This is a genomic window from Mycolicibacter minnesotensis, assembly GCF_010731755.1.
GTDB classification, from domain to species: domain Bacteria; phylum Actinomycetota; class Actinomycetes; order Mycobacteriales; family Mycobacteriaceae; genus Mycobacterium; species Mycobacterium minnesotense.
In genome coordinates, this window is sequence record NZ_AP022589.1 from 247673 (window position 1) to 266726 (window position 19054).

Here is a 19054-nt window from a genome sequence, read left to right on the forward strand (position 1 = left end):
CACCAACGGTCCCCCCACAACGGTGATCGCGCCGGCGACCACCAAGAGCTCCGCCACCGCTACAACCAGGAGCCCGCCTAAGAGATCCCTGCGCCTCATCGAATATCGAATGGGTTCTTCATCTTTCGATACCGGCATGCGCGGAATGACTCAGCGCGCGAAACATCGTTGCGCTGTATGGTGATTCAGACGGAATGAAATTCCAGCTATCACTCGTCCACAACTTGCGGCCCACCGTCATTTCACGTTCTCAGAGTCGTGGCCAGCGACTTAGCGCCTGATGAAGATGTGCTCCAGAGCGATCCGAAACGTCGCGTCATCGGCCCGGAGACCAGATCGCACGTCCATCCACCCGACCGGGGTCGAGGGAGTTGAAATCACCTTGCGTTTTGCCCGATTCTGCGATGAATCCGCTGGTCACCAGAGTTCAGCGGGCCTCTGAGGATGGCGGCGGTCTTGCCGCCCGGTAGGCCCTCGGCGTTGGATCTCGTGTCAAAGCCAGACATCCGTTGTGGCCGTTAGTTCCTGAGGAGCGACCATGACTAGCATCGCCGAGCCGGCGGCTGTCAGCGGTGTCTCCTTGGAGGCTGTGTTCGCCACCACCAACCGGGTGGCCGATCAGTTGCACCTTGAGGAGGCGTTCTCCTTCGGTGAAGGTGTACTTCCGATTCTGTCCGAGCGAGGTCCGCTCGCCGACACGCCGACTTGTTGAACCGCTGAAACTCCCAGGGAGACAACGACATGCTGACAGTCCACACCGGACCGCTGAGGTTCGCGTACTGGGTCCCCAATGTCAGCGGCGGACTGGTCACGTCCACGGTCGAGCAACAAACGGACTACCGACACGAATACAACGTCAGTGTCGCGCGCATTGCCGAACAGGCGGGCTTCGAGTACGCACTGACACAGGTTCGCACCATCACCAGCCATGAGGCGGAGTATCACCATGAGTCGACCAGTTTCGCCCTGGCGCTGCTCCTGGCCACCGAACGCCTGAAGGTGATCACAGCCGTGCAGCCGGGGTTGTGGCACCCCGGCGTACTGGCGAGTTGGTTGGCGACCGCTGACCATCTGTCGAACGGGCGGGCCGCGGTCAACGTGGTCAGTGGCTGGCTCAAAGAGGAGTTCACCCAGTTGGGTGAGCCGTGGCTTGAACATGACGAACGCTACCGGCGCAGCGCCGAGTTCATTCAGGTGCTCAAGGCGATCTGGACAGAAAGCCCCGCCAATTACGCCGGCGACTTCTACCGCGTCCACGACGTCACCCTCAAACCCAAGCCGCTGTCCTGGGTGGGCCGGCCCCACCCAGAGATATGTCAGGGCGGCAACTCGACCGCGGACCGCGGCAACGGGGCCCGCTATGCCGACTGGTACTTCTCCAATGGCAGTGACTTCGACGGCGTCACTGCGCAATTGGCCGATCTGCGCAGGATCGCCGCCGACTCGGGCCGCGCTGAGCCTCCCCGGTTCGGCCTCAACGGCTTCGTCATCGTGCGCGATACCGAGGCCGAGGCCCAAGATGCGCTGCGCGAGATCATCGCCAAGGCCCAGGTACCCGCGATTCAGGGGTTCGGAACTACGGTGCGACCGGCCGACGCATCGGCAGCAGACCACCGCAGTATCTGGGCCGATGCCGACTTCGAGGATCTGGCGCAATACAACGACGGCTTCCGCACGCGGCTGATCGGCACTGCCGAACACGTCGCCGAACGCATTGTCTCCTACCGGAAGCTGGGCGTGAACCTGATCCTGGCCGGGTTCCTGCATCCCCAGGAAGAGATCGAGGCCTTTGGCCGCACGGTGCTACCGCTGGTACGCGAACTCGAGGAACACGCCGGCTTGACTACCGCTCCCCTGCCCGCGCTGTCATGACTTTCGATCCGCGCTCCGCATGACGAACCACACCGATCCGGCCCCGCATGTCAGCCGACGGTGTCGCGGACCCGCGCAGTCACCGCATCCAGCTCCTCGAGGGTGCAGATCGGGGCGCCCAGTTCGGGGTCGGCGATCGGCAGCTGAACCCAACTGGCGCAGCCGGCGTAATCGGGGCTGCGATCCAGCCGGACTGGTTGGGACAGCCGGAACACCTGGACCACCAATGCCGTCAGCCGGTGTTTGGGGCGAAAGTCCAGCCGGTCGGCACGCACCGATTCGTCAGTCCAGATGTGCAGGTCAGCGATGCCCTCCAGCGCGTTGGGCCGCTCGACGGGCAGCGCTGCAACGACTTTCGCCGCCGCCCGTATCACCACCTGTTCGGCGGTGGAATCCGCCGACGCCGGCCCGAGCAGGTCGCGGTACTCGGCGCGGACTCGCTCGGCGTGACTGTGTACCGACGTCGGAAAGAGCAAGAACTCGGCCGCGCTGACATCAAACCGCTTCTCGTGAATGCCACCTTTGCGCAGCAGAATTCGTTGCCGACCGGCCAGCAGTGCGGCAACGACAGCGCTCCACTCTTTCAAGGCCATACCGTGCATTGACCTCAGCGTAGCCGGGGCTACGGTGATCCGGTGAGCGACGACATTCTGCTGGTCCAGACGCACGACCGAATCTGCACCGTGACCCTCAACCGCCCGCAGTCGCGCAATGCGCTGTCGGGGGCCCTGCGCGATGCCCTCTTCGCGGCACTGGCCGCCGCCAACGCCGACGACGACGTTGACGTGATCATCCTCACCGGCGCCGATCCGGTGTTCTGTGCCGGCTTGGACCTCAAGGAGTTCGGCAGTTCCACCACCCTTGCGGGGGACATCGCACCGCAGTGGCCGCCGATGACGAAGCCGGTGATCGGTGCCATCAATGGGGCGGCAGTGACAGGCGGGCTCGAATTGGCGCTGTACTGCGACGTGCTGATCGCCTCGGAGCAGGCTCGGTTCGCCGACACCCACGCCCGGGTCGGTCTACTGCCGTCCTGGGGCCTCAGCGTTCGGCTGCCTCAAAAGGTCGGCGTCGGCTTGGCCCGCCGGATGAGCCTGACCGGCGACTATCTGTCGGCGGCCGACGCGCTGCGGGCCGGCCTGGTGACCGAGGTGGTTCCGCACGCCGAGCTGCTGCCCGCGGCCCACCGGATGGCTGCCACGATCGTGGGCAACAATCAGGCCGCGGTTCGTGCGCTGCTGGCGTCGTATCACCGCATCGACGAATCACAGAACGCTGCCGGCCTGTGGATCGAGGCGATGGCGGCCAAGCAGTGGCTGAACACCGTGACCGGCGCCGATGTCGCCGCCAACCGCGCGGCTGTGCTGGAGCGCGGGCGCTCCCAGGTGCACTGACCGCACACGTCCCGGGCGGCGGATAGCCACCCGCCCGGGACCATCAACGGCGACGTCAGCTCCGTCCAGACCCTCAATGGATAGCGAGAATTCCTAGGCATTCTCCCTTCCTGATCACCTTCGTCGCCGGGGGCCGTGCTGTTGAACGCGGGCGTCGGCGGCTGACAACGTCGAATCAGCGCAACGGCCTCAGGACGCGGCAAGGGTTTCCGGCCGCGAGCACCCCTGCGGGGACGTCTCGGGTCACCACGCTGCCGGCCCCCACCACGGTGCCGGAGCCAATCGACACGCCCGGACACACGATCACACCGGCGGCCAGCCAGACGTCGTCGCCGACGGTGATCGCGGCGGCAGATTCCCAGCCGCCGCGGCGCGCATCGATGTCGTCGACGGGGTGCAGGGCTGTCAGAAGTTGGGTGCGGGGACCGATCTGCACGTCGTTACCGATGGTGATGGGCGCGCAGTCCAGAAAGACCGCGTCGTAGTTGATGAAGCAGTTGGCACCGATGGTGATGTTGATGCCGTAGTCGCAACAGAATCGGGGCAATATCTGCGAGTTCTCCCCGAACGAGCCCAGTAGCTCGGCCAGCAGGCCACCCCGCGCATCCGTCTCGTCGGGCCCAGTGGCGTTGAACGCCGTCACCAGGCGCTGACTTCTCAGGCGGCCGGCTACCAGGTCCGGGTCGTCAGGCCGATACAGCGCGCCACGCAGCATCTGATCCCGCTGATCGCTCACGCCCGCCGATCCTACGGCCGACCAGCCTGCACCCATCTACCCGACAGTGCCCGCCATCCGACGAACAGCAACCGCAACACGATGAACGCGCTCAAACCCGACCAGATTCCGGCCAGTCCCCAGTGCAGCGCCAGTGAGATCCAGATCAGCGGCAGAAAGCCGATCAGGGCGCTGAGCACTGTGGCGGTGCGCATGAACGCTGCGTCCCCGGCGCCCAACAGCACCCCGTCCAGTGCGAAAACTATTCCAGCGATGGGTAACTGAGCAACCAGGTACCACCACGGCACGGCGATCGCGGTCAACACCGCGCCGTCCCCGGTGAACAGGCCTGGCAATATCCCCGAGCCCGCGGCGAGCAGCGCGGCCAGTATCCCGGCGGCAAGGGCCGAGAACGCCGTGACCCGGGCCGCTACGGACCTGGCCTGGCCGCCGTCGCCGGCCCCGAGCGCCGCGCCCACCAGGGCCTGCGCGGCGATCGCCAGCGAATCAAGCACCAGTGCCAGAAACGTCCACAGCTGCAGCACGATCTGATGGGCGGCCAGCGCTGCGGCGCCGAACCGGGCCGCCACTGCGGCCGCCGAGACAAAGCAGGCCTGGAATGCCAGCGATCGGACGATCAGGTCGCGGCCCATCACCAGCTGAGAGCGCAGCACCGCCGAGTCCAACCGTAGCGAGATCCGCTCCGAGCCAAGTGCCCGCAAGAACAGCAGCGCCGACAGCCATTGACCCGCACAATTGGCAATCGCTGATCCGGCCAGACCCCAGTTGGGCAGACCCAGCGCTCCAAATACCAGCACCGGGCATAGCACTGCCGAAAGCGCAAAGCCCGCAACCACATAGAGCGGCGGCCGCGAGGTGTCCTGCACCCCCCGCAACCATCCGTTGCCCGCCAGGGACACCAGGATTGCCGGCGCGCCGAGGATCGCGATCCGCAACCACGGCAAGGCGGCCTGGGCAATGCTGTCCCGCCCGGCGACCGCCGCGACCACCGGTGCCGCCGAAATCTGGACCACCATCACGGTCAGCGCACCCAAGCCCAGCGCCAGCCACGTCGCCTGGACGCCCTCGGCGACCGCGGCGCGACGGTCACCGGCACCGAAGTGTCGTGCAGCCCGCGCCGTAGTGCCGTAAGACAGGAAGGTGGCCTGCGAGGCCACCAACCCCAGGATCAGCCCGCCGATCGCCAGGCCGGCCAGGCTCAGTGCGCCGAGCCGGCCGACCACAGCGGTGTCGAAGAGCAAATACAGCGGTTCGGCAGCCAGCACCACCAGCGCCGGCACCGCTAATGCCACGATCTGGCGGCCGCCGGCGGCGGTACCTTCCGTCACCGCCCGAGCGCGGCAACCAGCGCGGCGACCACGTCCTGCGCCGTACCGGTACCCGTGTATCCGGCCGCCAGCCGGTGCCCGCCGCCGCCGAATCGGCAGGCCACGGCGGCCAAGTCCACCGCCGACTTCGCCCGCAGAGACACCGCCCAGCTGCCTGGCTGGATCTCCTTGAACACCGCAGCAACCTCGGCCTCATCGGTGGTGCGGATGATATCGACGATGCTCTCCACCTCCTCGGACCGCGCCGAGGTCCACTCGGCATGATCGACCAGGGCATAGACCAGTCCGCGCCCGTCCACCGCCTCCGGCAGCAGGCATGCGCCGGCCAGCACCCGCGACAGCATCGTGAGCCAGCCGAATGGGTGGGTGTCCATCACGGTCCGGGTGACCTCGGCGTTGTCGACGCCTGCGTCCACCAATCGCGCCGCCAGGCGGTGCGCACGGGCGCTGGCCCACCGAAACGAGCCGGTGTCGGTGACCAAGCCGGCATACAGGCAGTGCGCCACGTCCGCATCGATTGGCTCGCCTAGGGCATCGATCAGCTCGGCGACCATCATTGTCGTCGAATCCGCTTTCGGGTCAACGAAATTAGCCGTCCCGAACAGTTCATTGGATGCGTGGTGGTCGATCACCAGCAGCGCACCGGCGGACATCGCCAGCGCCTGCAGCCCTCCGAGCCGGTCGGCGCTGGAGACATCGACAGTCACCACCAGATCGACATCATCGCGCACAGCGTCTGGGCCGACCAGCAACTCACTGCCGGGCAGCGACTGCAGCGACTGCGGCAACTGAGCGGGGTGAGCGAAGCTGACCGTCACCTCCGTGCCGCGCCGGCGCAGGACGGCCGCCAGAGCCAACCCCGCGCCGATGGTATCGGCATCGGGATGCACGTGACAGATCACGGCCAGCGAGGTCGCACCCGCCAGCAGTTCCGCGGCTCCGGCGACGTCGACCCGCCGGCCCGCGGGCAACGAGTCAGTCGCCCGTCTGCTCACCATCACCGCTGTCGTCGGCACCCGCATCTGCGGGAGCCTCCCGGTAGGGATTGGGGTCCCCCACCGGCTGCTTACCTTCCCGAATCCTGGCCAGGTCAGCGTCGGCGGCTTGAGCTGCGGCCAGCAACTCCGCCATGCGGTGCGCCGAGTCGGGCACCGTGTCGCGGACAAATGTCAGCGTCGGGGTGAACCGCACCCCAGTGCCGGCACCGACCTTGGAGCGCAGCACGCCCTTGGCCCCCTCCAACGCGGCAGCGGCGCCGCCGTAGTTGGGGTCGTCCTCCAGCGAACGTCCCAGCACCGTGTAGTACAAGGTCGCGTCGTGCAGGTCAGCCGTCACCTTCGCGTCGGTGATCGTCACGCCGGCCAGCCGCGGATCCTTGATCTCGTACTCGATCGCCGAGGCGACGATCGTGGAGATCCGCTTAGCCAGCCGGCGTGCCCGTGCCGGATCAGCCACGACTAGGTCCGCGCCTTCTCGACGAGTTCGTAGGCCTGGATGACGTCGCCTTCCTTGATGTCGTTGAAGGTCAGCGTCAGACCACATTCGTAGCCTTCGCGAACTTCGGTGGCATCGTCTTTCTCCCGCCGCAGCGAGGAGATCGTGACGGTCTCGGCGATCACCATGTTGTCACGCAGCAACCGGGCCTTGGCGTTGCGGCGCATGATGCCCGAAGTGACCAGGCAGCCGGCGATGTTGCCCACCTTGGAGGACCGGAACATGGCGCGAATCTCGGCACGCCCCAGCTCCTTCTCCTCGTAGATCGGCTTGAGCATCCCCTTCAGGGCGCTCTCGATCTCGTCGATGGCCTGGTAGATCACCGAGTAGTACCGGATCTCCACGCCTTCGCGGTTGGCCAGCTCGGTGGCCTTGCCCTCAGCACGGACGTTGAAGCCGATGATGATGGCATCCGAGGCCGACGCCAGGTTGACGTTGGTCTCGGTGATGCCACCAACACCGCGGTCGATGACCCGCAACTGCACCTCGTCGTCGATCTGAATTCCCATCAAGGCCTCTTCCAAAGCCTCGACGGTACCGGCGTTGTCGCCCTTGAGGATCAGGTTCAGCTGGCTGGTTTCCTTCAGCGCCGAATCCAGGTCCTCCAGCGAGATCCGCTTGCGCGAGCGCGCGGCCAGCGCATTGCGCTTGCGTGCGCTGCGCTTGTCCGCGATCTGACGAGCGATCCGGTCTTCATCGACCACCAGCAGGTTGTCGCCGGCACCCGGAACCGAGGTGAAGCCGATGACCTGAACCGGCCGCGACGGCAACGCCTCTTCGACGTCGTCGCCGTGCTCGTCGACCATGCGCCGCACGCGGCCATAAGCGTCGCCGGCGACGATCGAGTCGCCGACCCGCAGCGTGCCGCGCTGGATCAGCACGGTGGCCACCGGACCGCGACCGCGGTCCAGGTGCGCCTCGATCGCCACACCCTGAGCCTCCATGTCGGGGTTGGCCCGCAGGTCCAAGGCAGCGTCAGCGGTCAACAACACGGCCTCTTCCAGCGCCGCGATGTTGGTGCCCTGCTTGGCGGAGATGTCGACGAACATGGTGTCGCCACCGAAGTCCTCGGCCACCAGTCCGTACTCGGTGAGCTGCGACCGGATCTTGGTCGGATCCGCGCCCTCCTTGTCGATCTTGTTGACCGCCACCACGATCGGCACGTCAGCGGCCTGGGCGTGATTGATGGCCTCCACCGTCTGGGGCATCACACCGTCGTCAGCCGCGACCACCAGGATCGCGATGTCGGTGGCCTTGGCGCCACGGGCACGCATGGCGGTGAACGCCTCGTGGCCCGGAGTGTCGATGAAGGTGATGAGACGCTCGGAGCCGTCGAAGTCGACCGAGACCTGGTAGGCGCCGATGTGCTGGGTGATACCGCCCGCTTCGCCCTCGCGGACGTTGGCCTTGCGGATGGTGTCCAGCAGTCGGGTCTTGCCGTGGTCGACGTGACCCATGACGGTCACCACCGGCGGCCTGCTCTGCAGGTCGTCTTCGCCGCCCTCGTCCTCGCCGTAGGTCAGGTCGAACGACTCCAGCAGCTCGCGGTCCTCGTCCTCGGGCGAGACCACCTGGACGACGAAGTTCATCTCGCTGCCCAGCAGCTCGAGCGTCTCGTCACCGACCGACTGGGTGGCGGTGACCATCTCACCGAGGTTGAACAGCGCCTGCACCAGGGCAGCCGGGTTGGCGTCGATCTTCTCGGCGAAATCGCTCAGCGATGCGCCGCGGGCCAGCCGGATGGTCTCACCGTTGCCGTGCGGCAACCGCACACCACCGACGACCGGCGCCTGCATGTTCTCGTACTCGGCGCGTTTCGCCCGCTTCGACTTGCGACCCCGCTTGGGTGCGCCGCCGGGCCGGCCGAAGGCACCGGCCGCGCCACCACGCTGACCTGGCCGGCCGCCACCGCCACCGCCCCCACCGGGACGGCCACGGAAACCTCCAGCTGCAGCGCCCGCGGGACCGCCGCCGCCGCCGCCGGGACCGCCGGCGCCGCCGCCGCGGTAGTTACCACCGGGACCACCGCCGGGACCACCCGGACGGCCACCGGGCGCACCCGGACGGCCAGCGCCACCGGGACGTGGCGGACCACCGGGACGCGCCGGGCGTGCCTGCGCGCCGAAGTTGCTGCTGCGGCCGGGCATATTGCCCGGAGTGGCGCCACCGCCGGGACGAGGCATGCCGGGCCGGGGGGCTCCCCCTGGCCGGGGCGCCTGCGGGTGCGGACGCGGAATCGCACGCTCCACCGGCTGGGCCGAGGAGAACGGGTTGTTACCGACGCGCGGGGTGCGGGCGCCGGGCTTAGGACCGGGTGCCGCCGGCCGGGGGCCGGGGGCGGGCGGCGCGGCCGGTGACGCTGCTGCGGCGGCTGCCGCGGGCGGGGTCTCGGCCGGGGCAGCCGGTGGCGCAGCCGGAGCCGCTGGGGCAGCCGGTTTCGCCGGGCCCGGAGTCGCGGCCGGTCCCGGAGTCGCGGCCGGAGCCGGAGTCGCGGCCGGAGCCGGAGCTGCGGCCGGAGCCGGAGCTGCGGTCGGGGCAGGGGCCGGTTTCGCCGGTCCCGGAGTCGCGGCCGGAGCCGGGGTCGGGGCGGTCTTGGCCGGCGCTGGGGCCGCGGCCTGCGGGGCGGGCTTGCCGCCCCCGAAGGACTCACGCAACCGGCGCGCTACGGGGGCTTCCACGGTTGAGGATGCCGACTTGACGAATTCGCCCTGTTCGCTCAGACGGGCGAGAACTTCCTTACTGGTAACACCGAGTTCCTTAGCCAACTCGTGTACGCGGGCCTTTGCCACTACATCTCCTGTCTATGAGGCGACAGCGGTGGTGGGCCGCGCCTCGGGTTTAGCTATGACGCATGGTCATCGGGACTTCACGGTGTGCTCATGTTCTTCGCTACCTGTCCTGTTGACCGGGGCGGCGGATCGACCTTCAAGTCCTTCGAAGTACTCCTCCACCCCGGATACATCCGGGGAACTGCTGATCCGCAGCGCGCGTACGAATGCCCGTCGACGAATCGCCGCGTGCAGGCAATCCGGCGCGTGATGCAGCCATGCACCCCGCCCCGGTTGGTTGCCTACGTGGTCAACGATCACGGCTACGTTGCCGCTCTCGGTTGACCCCACGACCACCCGAAGCAATTCGACGGTCAACGCACGTTTCCGGCATCCGACACACGTGCGCACCGGTCCCTGCGGGGAGCGGTGCGTCCGCGAGCCGGCTGACGAAGTCTCGCGCTGGATCACGGCTCAGTCTACCCATACAACCGCGATGCCCCGAACCACTCGAATCCGAATCCGAACGGCGCGCTACCGGACGCTCCGTGGTGGGGTCTGGATCAATGCTCGTGTGCCACGCCGCGGCCCGCCTCATGCTCGGTGCCGGGCTCCGGGGTGTCACTGCGGATATCGATTCGCCAGCCGGTCAGCCGGGCCGCCAGCCGGGCGTTCTGGCCCTCCTTGCCGATAGCCAGGGAAAGCTGGAAGTCAGGGACCACCACCCGGGCGGCGCGCGCCACCGGATCGATCACCGTCACCGACATCACCTTGGCGGGTGACAACGCATTTCCGACAAACCGTGCCGGGTCCGCGTCGAAATCGATGATGTCGATCTTCTCACCGGCCAATTCACTCATCACGTTGCGCACCCGCTGACCCATCGGACCGATGCAGGCACCCTTGGCATTCAATCCCGCAACCTGGGACGCCACCGCGATCTTCGAACGATGTCCGGCCTCACGGGCGACGGCGACGATCTCCACCGACCCGTCGGCGATCTCGGGGACCTCCAGGGCGAACAGCTTGCGCACCAGGTTCGGGTGCGTACGGGACAGTTCGATGCGCGGCTCGCGCGGACCACGAGTCACGCCGATCACGTAACAACGCAGCCGATCGCCATGCTCGTAGGCCTCGCCGGGCGCCTGTTCAGCCGGCCGGATGACACCGTCGAACCCCTTGGCCTCGGTACCCAGACGCACCACGATGACACCGCGGGCATTCTCTCGGGCGTCTCGCTGGACTACCCCGGCGACGATGTCGCCCTCCCGGGCGGAGAACTCACCGTAAGCCTTTTCGTTCTCGGCGTCGCGCAGCCGCTGCAGAATCACCTGGCGGGCCGTGGTCGCGGCGATACGCCCGAAACCCTCTGGCGTGTCGTCATACTCACTGATGACGTTGCCGTCGGTGTCGGTCTCGCGGGCCAGCACGCGCACCACACCGGTTTTGCGGTCCACGTCGATCACGGCGGCGGACGAATGCCCCTCGGTGTGGCGGTATGCGGTGAGCAGCGCCGACTTGATCGTGTCCACAACCACGTCGACCGAGATGCCCTTGTCGGCCTCGATCGCATGCAGCGCAGCCATATCGATATTCATTCGCCGGCCTCCGTTCCCGCATCCCGGGCCTGTACGCCCGCCAACTCCAACTCACGTTCACTCGGCGGCGCGAACTCCACTTGAACCACCGCTCGGCTGATGTCACTCAGCGGCAGGCGACGCCGGTTCCAATCTCGTCCGGCGCGCACCACCAGCGTCAAGACGTCGTCATCGACGATGCCGACCCGACCCGTCAGGCCGGACCCGTCGGACAGCGTCAGGTCCACTTTGCGGCCATGCGCACGCCGGAAATGCTTCGCGGTCGTCAGCGGCCTGCCGACACCCGGGGAGCTGACCTCCAGCACGTATTGGCCGTCAAAGTCCAGCGCATCGAGCAATTCCGACGCCGAACGCGACAAGGCCGCAACGGTGTCCAGATCGAGTGGAGTGTCACCGTCGGCGATCACAGTGATGCGCGGCAACGGCTCGTGTTCGTCGATGACGACGTCTTCGATCTCGTATCCGGCGCGGGTGAACTCAGCGTCGAGCAGCTCGATCACCTGTGTCTGGGAAGGTAGCCCGGTGGCCACGGCGAGCTCCTCATCTTGAGTTGTCGTTCTCGGTGCGTTCCCACGCGCCAGGCGCGGCCGGGAACCAGTCACCAAGGATACGCCGTGGAAAACACAGCCACAGCAAACCAGCGAAAGCGCCCGTCAGCGTACCGCGCCCGGTTCGCGGCCACGCCGCGTCCCTGCGGCACCGCCGCAATGGCAGGATGTCAGGGTGCCCGGCCCCCTGTCCGCAATCGACCGACGGCGCGTGCTGACCGGAGCCGGGATGCTCGCCCTGATCGCCCTCGCCGCGCCGGCCTGCGGCTCGGCCCCCACCACGCCTGTCATCGACGACCTGGAAGCGCAACGACAGCTGGCGCTGCGCGACGGTGAGTTGGCTACGGCGGCCGGCGCCGCACTGAGCGATCCGGAAGCCAAAGACCTGGCCGCGGCACTGGAGCAAGTGGCCCAAGAACGGACCGACCATGCCGGGGCGTTGGCAGCCGAGATCGCCCGAGCCACTGGAAAGCCACCCGCCGACGACACCGAGACGTCCTCGCCTATCGCCGCGCCAGACACACCGGCGCCGACGGTCTCACAGGTGATCAACGCATTGCGGGCCTCCGCCGACAGCGCCGGAAAGCTGGCAGTCGCCTCGTCGGGTTACCGGGCGGGGCTGCTCGCGTCGATTGCGGCGTCGTGCACCGCCTCCTACGCCGTCGCATTGGTGGCTCAGTCATGACATCTCCCGAACCCCGGTCGGCCACCGGTCCCGACGCGGCTCTCAGCGATGCACTCACCACCGAGTATGGGGTCGTGTACGGCTACGGGCTGGTGTCGGCGTACTCGCTGCCGGAGTACAACCCCTTAGTCGTCACCACCATTCGGCAGCACCGTGAACGCCGCGACCGCACCATCGCGATGCTCACCGGCCGCGCCGTCGCAGTCCCGCCCGCGGCCGCGGGATATCAGCTGCCCATGCCGGTGACCACGTCCAACGATGCGCTGCGGCTCGCGGTCCGGATGGAGAACGACACTGCGGCGGCTTGGCGCGCGGTGGTGGAGCAGGCCCGCGACGCAGACGATCGGGAGTTCGCTGCCACCGCGCTGGGCCAGAGCGCTGTGCTTGCGGCGCACTGGAACCGCGCGTTGGGGAACTGGCCGATCACCCAGGCTTTCCCGGGTGGGGCGGAATAGACCGGCGGTCCTAGCGCCCCAATGCTGCCAATATCTGTCCGGCCAGGTCCGGGCCGGCCGTCAGCTCGCGGGTCTCGCCCGAGAATCGGTCCCGCAACTCAACGACGCCGTCGGCCCAGCCGCGTCCGAGTACAACGATCCACGGCACCCCGAGCAGCTCCGCATCTTTGAACTTCACCCCCGGCGAGGCCTTGCGATCGTCGAACAGGACCTCCAGACCGAGCCGATCCAGCTCACCAGCCAGTTCGGTAGCACCGTCGCGCGCGCCCTCGTCCTTGTTGGCGATCACCACATGCACGTCGAACGGGGCAACCTGCGAGGGCCAGCGCAGCCCCAGTTCATCGTGTTGTTGCTCGGCCAGGACTGCTACCAGCCGGGACACTCCGACGCCGTAGGAGCCCATCGTGAGCCGCACCGGGCGGCCGTCCTCGCCGAGCACGTCAGCGGTGAACGCATCGGTGTACTTGCGGCCCAGCTGGAAGATGTGGGCAATCTCAATGCCCCGGGCGCTGACCAGCGGGCCAGCCCCGTCTGGAGAAAGGTCCCCATCGCGCACCTCGGCTGCCTCGATGACACCATCGGCGGTGAAGTCGCGCCCGGCGACCAACCCGACGACATGCTTCCCGGGCGCGTCGGCGCCGGTGATCCAGCTGGTGCCCTCCACCACGCGAGGATCAACCAGGTAGCGAACCCCGTTGTCTTGCAAGGCCTTAGGTCCGATGTAGCCCTTGACCAGGAATGGATGCTTGGCAAAGTCACTGTCGCCGAGCAGCGCGTACTCGGCGGGTTCCAGCGCCGCGCCCAGTCGCTTGTCGTCGATGTCGCGGTCTCCCGGCACCCCGATGCCCAGAAGTTCCCACTCGCCGTCGGGTTGGCGAACCTTGAGCAGGACGTTCTTGAGGGTGTCGGCGGCCGTGACAGTGCGGTCCAGCGCACCATTGGCCCAGTCCACCAGGGTGGCGATCGTCGGAGTGTCACCGGTGTCGTGGATCTGCGGCGCTGCCAGGCCATCGATCGGCTGCGGCTCGGGGCGAGCGGTGATCACCGCTTCGACGTTGGCGGCGTAGCCGGACTCGAGACAACGCACGAAGGTGTCTTCACCGACCGCGCTCTCGGCAAGGAATTCTTCGGAAGCCGATCCACCCATGGCGCCCGACACCGCCGAGACGACGACGTAGCGCACGCCGAGGCGGTCGAAGATCTTCTGGTAGGCCGTTCGGTGTGCGTCGTAGGCGGCTGCCAGACCGGCGTCGCCGACGTCGAAGGAGTAGGAGTCCTTCATCACGAACTCGCGGCCCCGCAGGATCCCGGCGCGTGGCCGCGCCTCATCGCGGTACTTGTTCTGGATCTGATAGAGCACCACCGGGAAGTCCTTGTAGGAGCTGTACTCCCCCTTGACCGTCAGGGTGAACAACTCCTCGTGGGTGGGGCCCAGCAGGTAGTCGTTGTCGCGGCGGTCCTTCAGCCGGAACAAGCCGTCGCCGTATTCCGTCCAGCGATTGGTGGTCTCATACGGTCCGCGCGGAAGCAGTGCGGGAAACAGGATCTCCTGGCCGCCGATCGCATTCATCTCCTCGCGCACCACCCGCTCGATGTTGCGCAGCACACGCAGTCCGAGCGGCAGCCAGCTGTACAGCCCGGGTGCGATCGGCCGGATGTAGCCGGCCCGGATCAGCAGCTTGTGGCTGGGGACTTCGGCGTCGGCGGGGTCGTCACGCAAGGTGCGCAGGAACAGTTCGGACATCCGGGTGATCACAGCGCGCCAGCCTATCTGCCGCCGCGTCTAGACGCGGAATTGCCCGGTGCGCCTACAGCTCCGCAGAGTTCTACCGGGGTCAGAGGTTCCCGGCGCCGAAGGCGTCCTGCACGTCCTGGGCGTGCGCAACCTGCTTCGCGGTGTAACCGATCAGCAAGGAGATGGCACCGACCAGCATCGCCACCGCGGCAATCCAGAGCAGGCCATAGGTGTAGCCGGCATCCAGCGCGGCGATCTGCGCGGGGTTCATGGTTTTGACCGGCATGTTGGTGCCACCGAGATACAGGGTGCGCGAGGTGATGACGGCCTGGATGATCGCCAGCACGATCGGTCCACCCAGGCTTTGCAGCATCAGCGCGATCGCCGAGGTCGGGCCGATCTGGTCGAACCCCACGCCGGCGATCGCCGACAGGGTCAACGGCACCACGATCACGCCGATCCCGAGCCCACCGAGCACGATCAACGTCACAAAGTTCGGGAAGTACGGGAGGTTCCGGTTGATCGTCGAGCCGTAAATCATCGCGCCCAGCAACACGACGCCACCGGCGATTACCAGCACCCGGGGCGGGAACCGTCGCACCAACTGCGAAGACAGCCCCAGTCCGACGCCCAGCCCGATCACGAACGGAATGAATCCGACTCCAGCGCGCAGGGCCGAGTAGCCCATCAGATCCTGCACGTACAGACCGATGGTCACGGTCAAGGTGAACAGCACGCCGCCGGCCAGGAAGATGGCGGCGAAAGTCATCAAGCGGTTGCGGTCCTTGAACAGGCTGAACGGCACTACCGGATTCTCGGCGGTGCGCTCCACCACGGCGAACGCCAGCAGCGCCAAGACCGCGACCACACCGGAGCCGATAGTGATCGTCGAGACCCAACCCTTCTCCGGGCCGATCGTGAACGCGAACACCGCGGCAGTGCAGCCCAGGGTTGCCAACAGCGCCCCAGTGGCATCCAGCTTCATCCGCTCCCGGTGGGTCTCGGTCAGCGCGGTCCGCGCCAAGTAGATCATCAGCAGGCCGATCGGCACGTTTATCCCGAACGCCAGCCGCCACGACACCTCGGTCAGCGCGCCGCCGACCACCAGGCCCATCACCGAACCGACGGCGGTCATCGCGCCGAATATCGCGGTGGCGGTATTGCGAGCCGGCCCCTTGGGGAAGGTGGTGGCGATCAGTGCGAGTGCGGTCGGCGAGGCGATCGCCGAGCCGACACCCTGCAACAGACGCGCGATCACCAGCGTGGGCGCGTCCCAGGCCACCGCACACAGCACCGAGGCGATGGTGAACAGCGCGACACCGCTGATGAAGGTCCGTTTGCGGCCAATGGTGTCCCCGAGTCGACCGCCCAGCAGCATCAGACCACCGAACGTCAGCACGTAGGCACTGATCACCCAGCCACGGCCGGCGTCGGACAGTCCCAAGTCGTCCTGGATCTTGGGCAGCGCGACGATGGCGACCGTGCTGTCCATGGTGGCAAGCAGCTGCATCCCACCAATGGCGATCACGGCATAGATGAAGCGACGAGACGGCAGCCAGGACGACACGTACTTACTGGTCCGGCTCATAAGTTCGGAGCCGGCGCGGCCCGGCGGAACCGACCCGGCGGCGTCTTGTGACCACTGCGTGGCCCCCCGCCCTGCATCATCGAGTGCAGTCATAACCGGCTACCCTACAGTAATATTAAGAGCTGTTTAAACCCCAAAGCCGGCGACAGCCCCGATTATGACGATCGCCGGTGGTCGGATGCCCTCCGCGCGGATTTTCTCGGGCGCGTCCGCCAGGGTCGCTCGCAGGGTGTGCTGGGCCGGCGTGGTGCCGTGCTGCACCACCAGAACCGGCGTATCCGCAGGTCGACCGCCTTTTTGCAGAACCGCGCTGAATTGTTCGATTCGTTCGACGGCCATCAGCAGCACGATGGTGCCGCCCATGGCGGCCAGGGCGTCCCAATTCACTAACGATTCGGGATCGTTGGGCGCGAGGTGGCCGCTGACCACCACGAACTCATGGTTCACGGCCCGGTGGGTGACCGGTACACCGGCCAGCGCGGGTACCGCTATGGCACTAGTCACACCCGGTACCACCGTCACCGGGATACCGGCGTCGGTGCAGGCCTGTACCTCTTCATATCCGCGGGCGAACACGAACGGGTCGCCGCCCTTGAGTCGCACCACGAACTTGCCGGCTTTGGCACGGTCGATCATCAACGCGTTGATCGCGTCCTGCGCCATGGCCCGCCCATAGGGAATCTTGGCGGCGTCGATGACTTCGACATTCGGCGATAGTTCGGCGAGCAGCTCGGGTGGGGCCAGCCGGTCGGCCACCACGACGTCGGCGTGCAAGAGCATGCGACGGCCGCGCACGGTGATCAGTTCCGGATCGCCGGGGCCACCGCCGACCAACGCCACCCCGCCGCGTGCCACATCGGCAGTCACGTCGATATCCAAGGCGATAGTGCCGGATTGCAGCGCCTCTCGGATGGCTGAGCGGATCGCGGCCGATCGGTTGTGTTCCCCGCCGGCCAGGACACCCACCGACAGACCGGAGTACGCGAAGCTGGCCGGCGTGACCGCGGATCCTTCGACGGCCAGATCAGCGCGTACGCAGAAGATGCGGCGCCGATCGGCCTCAGCCACGATGGCGGCGTTGACCTCAGGGTCGTCGGTGGCTGCGATCGCGTACCAGGCGTCGGCCAGGTCCCCATCGCGGTAAGTGCGAGTGAGCAGGGTGATGCCGGGCTTACGTTCACCCAGCGCCTCGACCGCGGGGGTGGCGCTGGGTGAGATCACCAGCACGTCCGCGCCACTGTCCACCAGCAGCGGCAGGCGGCGCTGCGCGACGCTTCCCGCGCCCACGACAACAACCTTGCGGCCGGCCAGCCGTACGCCGACCAGGTAGGGGTTCTCGGTCACCCGACAACTCTAGTGGCCCGTCAGTCGAGCTGAAGCTGTTGGCTGCCCCACTCCCACACCTGCTTGAACAACTCCGGCTCGTCGCTCAGGCGGACACCCCACGAAGGCACCATCTGTGTGAGCGTCGGCAGCCACGTGCCGAACCTCCCGGCGAAACAGCGCTCCAGGACCTCCAGCATCGCCGGTACCGCGGTCGACGCACCCGGCGAAGCGCCGAGCAGCCCGGCCATGCTGCCGTCTGCGGTATGCACGATCGTGGTGCCGAAATCGAGCTGTCCACCGCGGATCACCTGCACCCGCTGGCCTGCTCGGACCTCATGCCAGGCAGCGTCCTCGGCGTCCGGCAGGAACTCCCGCAACGCCTGAACACGTGTGCCATGGATCCGTCGCAGCTGAGAGAGCAGGTAACCGACCAGTTCGCGTTCTCGGAGCCCCGCACCCAGCGTTGACGCCAGATTGTCGAAACGGATCGATCTCGGCAGATCCGTGGCGCGGCCGTGCTTGAGGAACTTCGGCGACCAGGCGGCGAAGGGTCCGAACAACAGCCAGGAAGCACCCTTGACCCGGCGGGCGTCCAGATGAGGCGCGGTGGTCGACGGGGCGCCCGGGACCGGTAAGCCGTACACCTTCGCGCGGTGGGCAGAGGTGAGCTCAGCAGCCCCGCAGCGCAGGAATACCCCGCCGATCGGGAAGCCTCCGATTCCGCGCACTTCGGGGATCCCGGCGCGCTGCAGCAACCCCAGGGTCGCTCCGCCGGCCCCGATGAAGACGAATTTCGCAAGGATTCTGCGGGTTTCACCGGTGCGGAGGTCGACCAGCCCCAACCGCCAGCGGCCATCGGATTCCCGGTCGAGGGAGCGCACCTCATGGCCGAAGTGCACGGCGGCGCCGTGGCGAACGCAATAGCCGATGAGCTGCTGCGTCAGCGCTCCGAAGTCGACGTCCGTGCCGTGCGACGCCCAGTCCAGACCCACCGGTACCGCCGGATCGCGGCCGGCGGCCATCGCCGGCAGGCGGGCGGCGAACTCCCCGAAATCGGTGATGAAGTCGGTTCCGGCGAACAACGGGTTGTCGGCCAGGGCACGATGGCGCCGACGCAGGTAATCCACCGCGCCGACGCCGTGGACAAAGCTCACGTGCGGGACGGGGTGCAGAAAGTTGCGCGGATGTCCTATCAGGCCGTTCTCCAAGGCATGTGCCCAGAACTGGCGGGTCACCTGAAACTGTTCGTTGACACGCACCGCTTTGGTGATGTCGATGGAGCCATCGGGCCGCTCCGGTGTGTAGAACAACTCGCACAGTCCGGCGTGGCCGGTGCCGGCGTTGTTCCAGGGGTCGCTGCTCTCCCCCGCAGCCGCGTCCAACCGTTCGACGACTGTGATTGAGGCATCCGGCTGCAGCCGGCGCAGGAGCGCTCCCAGTGTGGCGCTCATGATGCCCGCGCCGATCAGCGCTACGTCGGTCATCTCGGCCTGAACCGATGTGGACACGCCATCAGACTAGCCCGCG

Annotated in this window: 18 protein-coding genes; 5 read left to right on the forward strand and 13 right to left on the reverse strand. The window is 67.2% G+C overall.

The window, feature by feature from the left end; all coding sequences use genetic code 11:
- Positions 1-538: 538 nt before the first annotated feature.
- Positions 539-712: a hypothetical protein gene (locus tag G6N09_RS01285; protein WP_163752615.1), complete on the forward strand. Its 174-nt coding sequence runs from the start codon at positions 539-541 to the stop codon at positions 710-712.
- 29 nt (positions 713-741) lie between these two features.
- Entirely contained in the window at positions 742-1872 is a 1131-nt protein-coding gene (gene sfnG, locus G6N09_RS01290; protein WP_083027930.1) for a dimethylsulfone monooxygenase SfnG, read from the forward strand.
- Between the two features lie 50 nt (positions 1873-1922).
- Here sfnG and G6N09_RS01295 read toward each other — a convergent pair whose 3' ends face one another.
- Positions 1923-2474, reverse strand: coding sequence for a DUF1802 family protein (locus tag G6N09_RS01295; RefSeq protein ID WP_109559037.1), 552 nt, complete (start codon positions 2472-2474; stop codon positions 1923-1925).
- A 33-nt stretch (positions 2475-2507) separates the two neighbouring features.
- Here G6N09_RS01295 and G6N09_RS01300 point away from each other — a divergent pair, with 33 nt between their 5' ends.
- Positions 2508-3266 carry an enoyl-CoA hydratase gene (locus tag G6N09_RS01300; RefSeq protein WP_083027931.1) on the forward strand — a complete coding sequence of 253 codons (759 nt, stop codon included), beginning with the start codon at positions 2508-2510 and terminating at the stop codon, positions 3264-3266.
- Between the two features lie 175 nt (positions 3267-3441).
- Here G6N09_RS01300 and G6N09_RS01305 read toward each other — a convergent pair whose 3' ends face one another.
- The 8 genes from G6N09_RS01305 to rimP form a co-directional block, all read right to left on the reverse strand.
- Positions 3442-4002 (reverse strand): sugar O-acetyltransferase, encoded by a 561-nt coding sequence (locus tag G6N09_RS01305; protein ID WP_083027936.1) that lies wholly within the window; start codon positions 4000-4002, stop codon positions 3442-3444.
- A gap of 11 nt (positions 4003-4013) precedes the next feature.
- Positions 4014-5330, reverse strand: coding sequence for an MATE family efflux transporter (locus tag G6N09_RS01310; protein ID WP_083027932.1), 1317 nt, complete (start codon positions 5328-5330; stop codon positions 4014-4016).
- Positions 5327-6352: a DHH family phosphoesterase gene (locus G6N09_RS01315; RefSeq protein WP_272937510.1), complete on the reverse strand. Its 1026-nt coding sequence runs from the start codon at positions 6350-6352 to the stop codon at positions 5327-5329. Before G6N09_RS01315 ends, G6N09_RS01310 begins: the two co-directional genes overlap by 4 nt.
- Positions 6306-6785: a 30S ribosome-binding factor RbfA gene (gene rbfA, locus G6N09_RS01320; protein WP_083027934.1), complete on the reverse strand. Its 480-nt coding sequence runs from the start codon at positions 6783-6785 to the stop codon at positions 6306-6308. Before rbfA ends, G6N09_RS01315 begins: the two co-directional genes overlap by 47 nt.
- A gap of 2 nt (positions 6786-6787) precedes the next feature.
- Positions 6788-9613: a translation initiation factor IF-2 gene (infB, locus tag G6N09_RS01325; protein ID WP_163752618.1), complete on the reverse strand. Its 2826-nt coding sequence runs from the start codon at positions 9611-9613 to the stop codon at positions 6788-6790.
- A gap of 66 nt (positions 9614-9679) precedes the next feature.
- Positions 9680-10063: a YlxR family protein gene (locus G6N09_RS01330; protein WP_179959862.1), complete on the reverse strand. Its 384-nt coding sequence runs from the start codon at positions 10061-10063 to the stop codon at positions 9680-9682.
- Between the two features lie 92 nt (positions 10064-10155).
- A complete protein-coding gene (gene nusA / locus G6N09_RS01335; RefSeq protein ID WP_083024031.1) occupies positions 10156-11190 on the reverse strand; it encodes a transcription termination factor NusA in 1035 nt (344 codons plus the stop codon).
- Positions 11187-11720 (reverse strand): ribosome maturation factor RimP, encoded by a 534-nt coding sequence (rimP, locus tag G6N09_RS01340; RefSeq protein WP_083024034.1) that lies wholly within the window; start codon positions 11718-11720, stop codon positions 11187-11189. Before rimP ends, nusA begins: the two co-directional genes overlap by 4 nt.
- A 247-nt stretch (positions 11721-11967) precedes the next feature.
- On the opposite strand from rimP, the gene G6N09_RS01345 reads away from it, so the two are divergent.
- Together G6N09_RS01345 and G6N09_RS01350 are read left to right on the forward strand one after the other, a co-directional pair.
- A complete protein-coding gene (locus G6N09_RS01345; RefSeq protein WP_234806959.1) occupies positions 11968-12423 on the forward strand; it encodes a hypothetical protein in 456 nt (151 codons plus the stop codon).
- Complete coding sequence (locus G6N09_RS01350; protein WP_083024039.1) at positions 12420-12878, forward strand: ferritin-like domain-containing protein; 459 nt, start codon at positions 12420-12422, stop codon at positions 12876-12878. The genes G6N09_RS01345 and G6N09_RS01350 overlap by 4 nt, the downstream gene beginning before the upstream one ends.
- A 10-nt stretch (positions 12879-12888) precedes the next feature.
- On the opposite strand, the gene G6N09_RS01355 is transcribed toward G6N09_RS01350, so the two are convergent.
- The 4 genes from G6N09_RS01355 to mqo all read right to left on the reverse strand — a co-directional run bounded on the left by G6N09_RS01355 (position 12889) and on the right by mqo (position 19011).
- Entirely contained in the window at positions 12889-14634 is a 1746-nt protein-coding gene (locus G6N09_RS01355) for a proline--tRNA ligase (RefSeq protein WP_083024042.1), read from the reverse strand.
- Positions 14635-14713: 79 nt separating this feature from the next.
- On the reverse strand, positions 14714-16201 hold the full coding sequence (locus G6N09_RS01360) for an MFS transporter (RefSeq protein WP_234806960.1): 1488 nt from the start codon (positions 16199-16201) through the stop codon (positions 14714-14716).
- A gap of 126 nt (positions 16202-16327) precedes the next feature.
- Complete coding sequence (gene cobA / locus G6N09_RS01365; RefSeq protein WP_083024046.1) at positions 16328-17545, reverse strand: uroporphyrinogen-III C-methyltransferase; 1218 nt, start codon at positions 17543-17545, stop codon at positions 16328-16330.
- Positions 17546-17565: 20 nt separating this feature from the next.
- Positions 17566-19011 (reverse strand): malate dehydrogenase (quinone), encoded by a 1446-nt coding sequence (mqo, locus tag G6N09_RS01370; protein ID WP_083024516.1) that lies wholly within the window; start codon positions 19009-19011, stop codon positions 17566-17568.
- Positions 19012-19054: the final 43 nt, after the last annotated feature.

Excerpts from the sequence above, each read along its gene's own strand:
- sfnG (WP_083027930.1), top strand. The coding sequence starts at position 742 with ATGCTGACAGTCCACACCGGACCGCTGAGGTTCGCGTACTGGGTCCCC.
- G6N09_RS01360 (WP_234806960.1), bottom strand. The coding sequence starts at position 16,201 with ATGAGCCGGACCAGTAAGTACGTGTCGTCCTGGCTGCCGTCTCGTCGC.
- G6N09_RS01350 (WP_083024039.1), top strand. The coding sequence starts at position 12,420 with ATGACATCTCCCGAACCCCGGTCGGCCACCGGTCCCGACGCGGCTCTC.
- G6N09_RS01295 (WP_109559037.1), bottom strand. The coding sequence starts at position 2,474 with ATGCACGGTATGGCCTTGAAAGAGTGGAGCGCTGTCGTTGCCGCACTG.
- G6N09_RS01315 (WP_272937510.1), bottom strand. The coding sequence starts at position 6,352 with ATGCGGGTGCCGACGACAGCGGTGATGGTGAGCAGACGGGCGACTGAC.
- mqo (WP_083024516.1), bottom strand. The coding sequence starts at position 19,011 with ATGACCGACGTAGCGCTGATCGGCGCGGGCATCATGAGCGCCACACTG.
- G6N09_RS01285 (WP_163752615.1), top strand. The coding sequence starts at position 539 with ATGACTAGCATCGCCGAGCCGGCGGCTGTCAGCGGTGTCTCCTTGGAG.
- G6N09_RS01345 (WP_234806959.1), top strand. The coding sequence starts at position 11,968 with ATGCTCGCCCTGATCGCCCTCGCCGCGCCGGCCTGCGGCTCGGCCCCC.
- nusA (WP_083024031.1), bottom strand. The coding sequence starts at position 11,190 with ATGAATATCGATATGGCTGCGCTGCATGCGATCGAGGCCGACAAGGGC.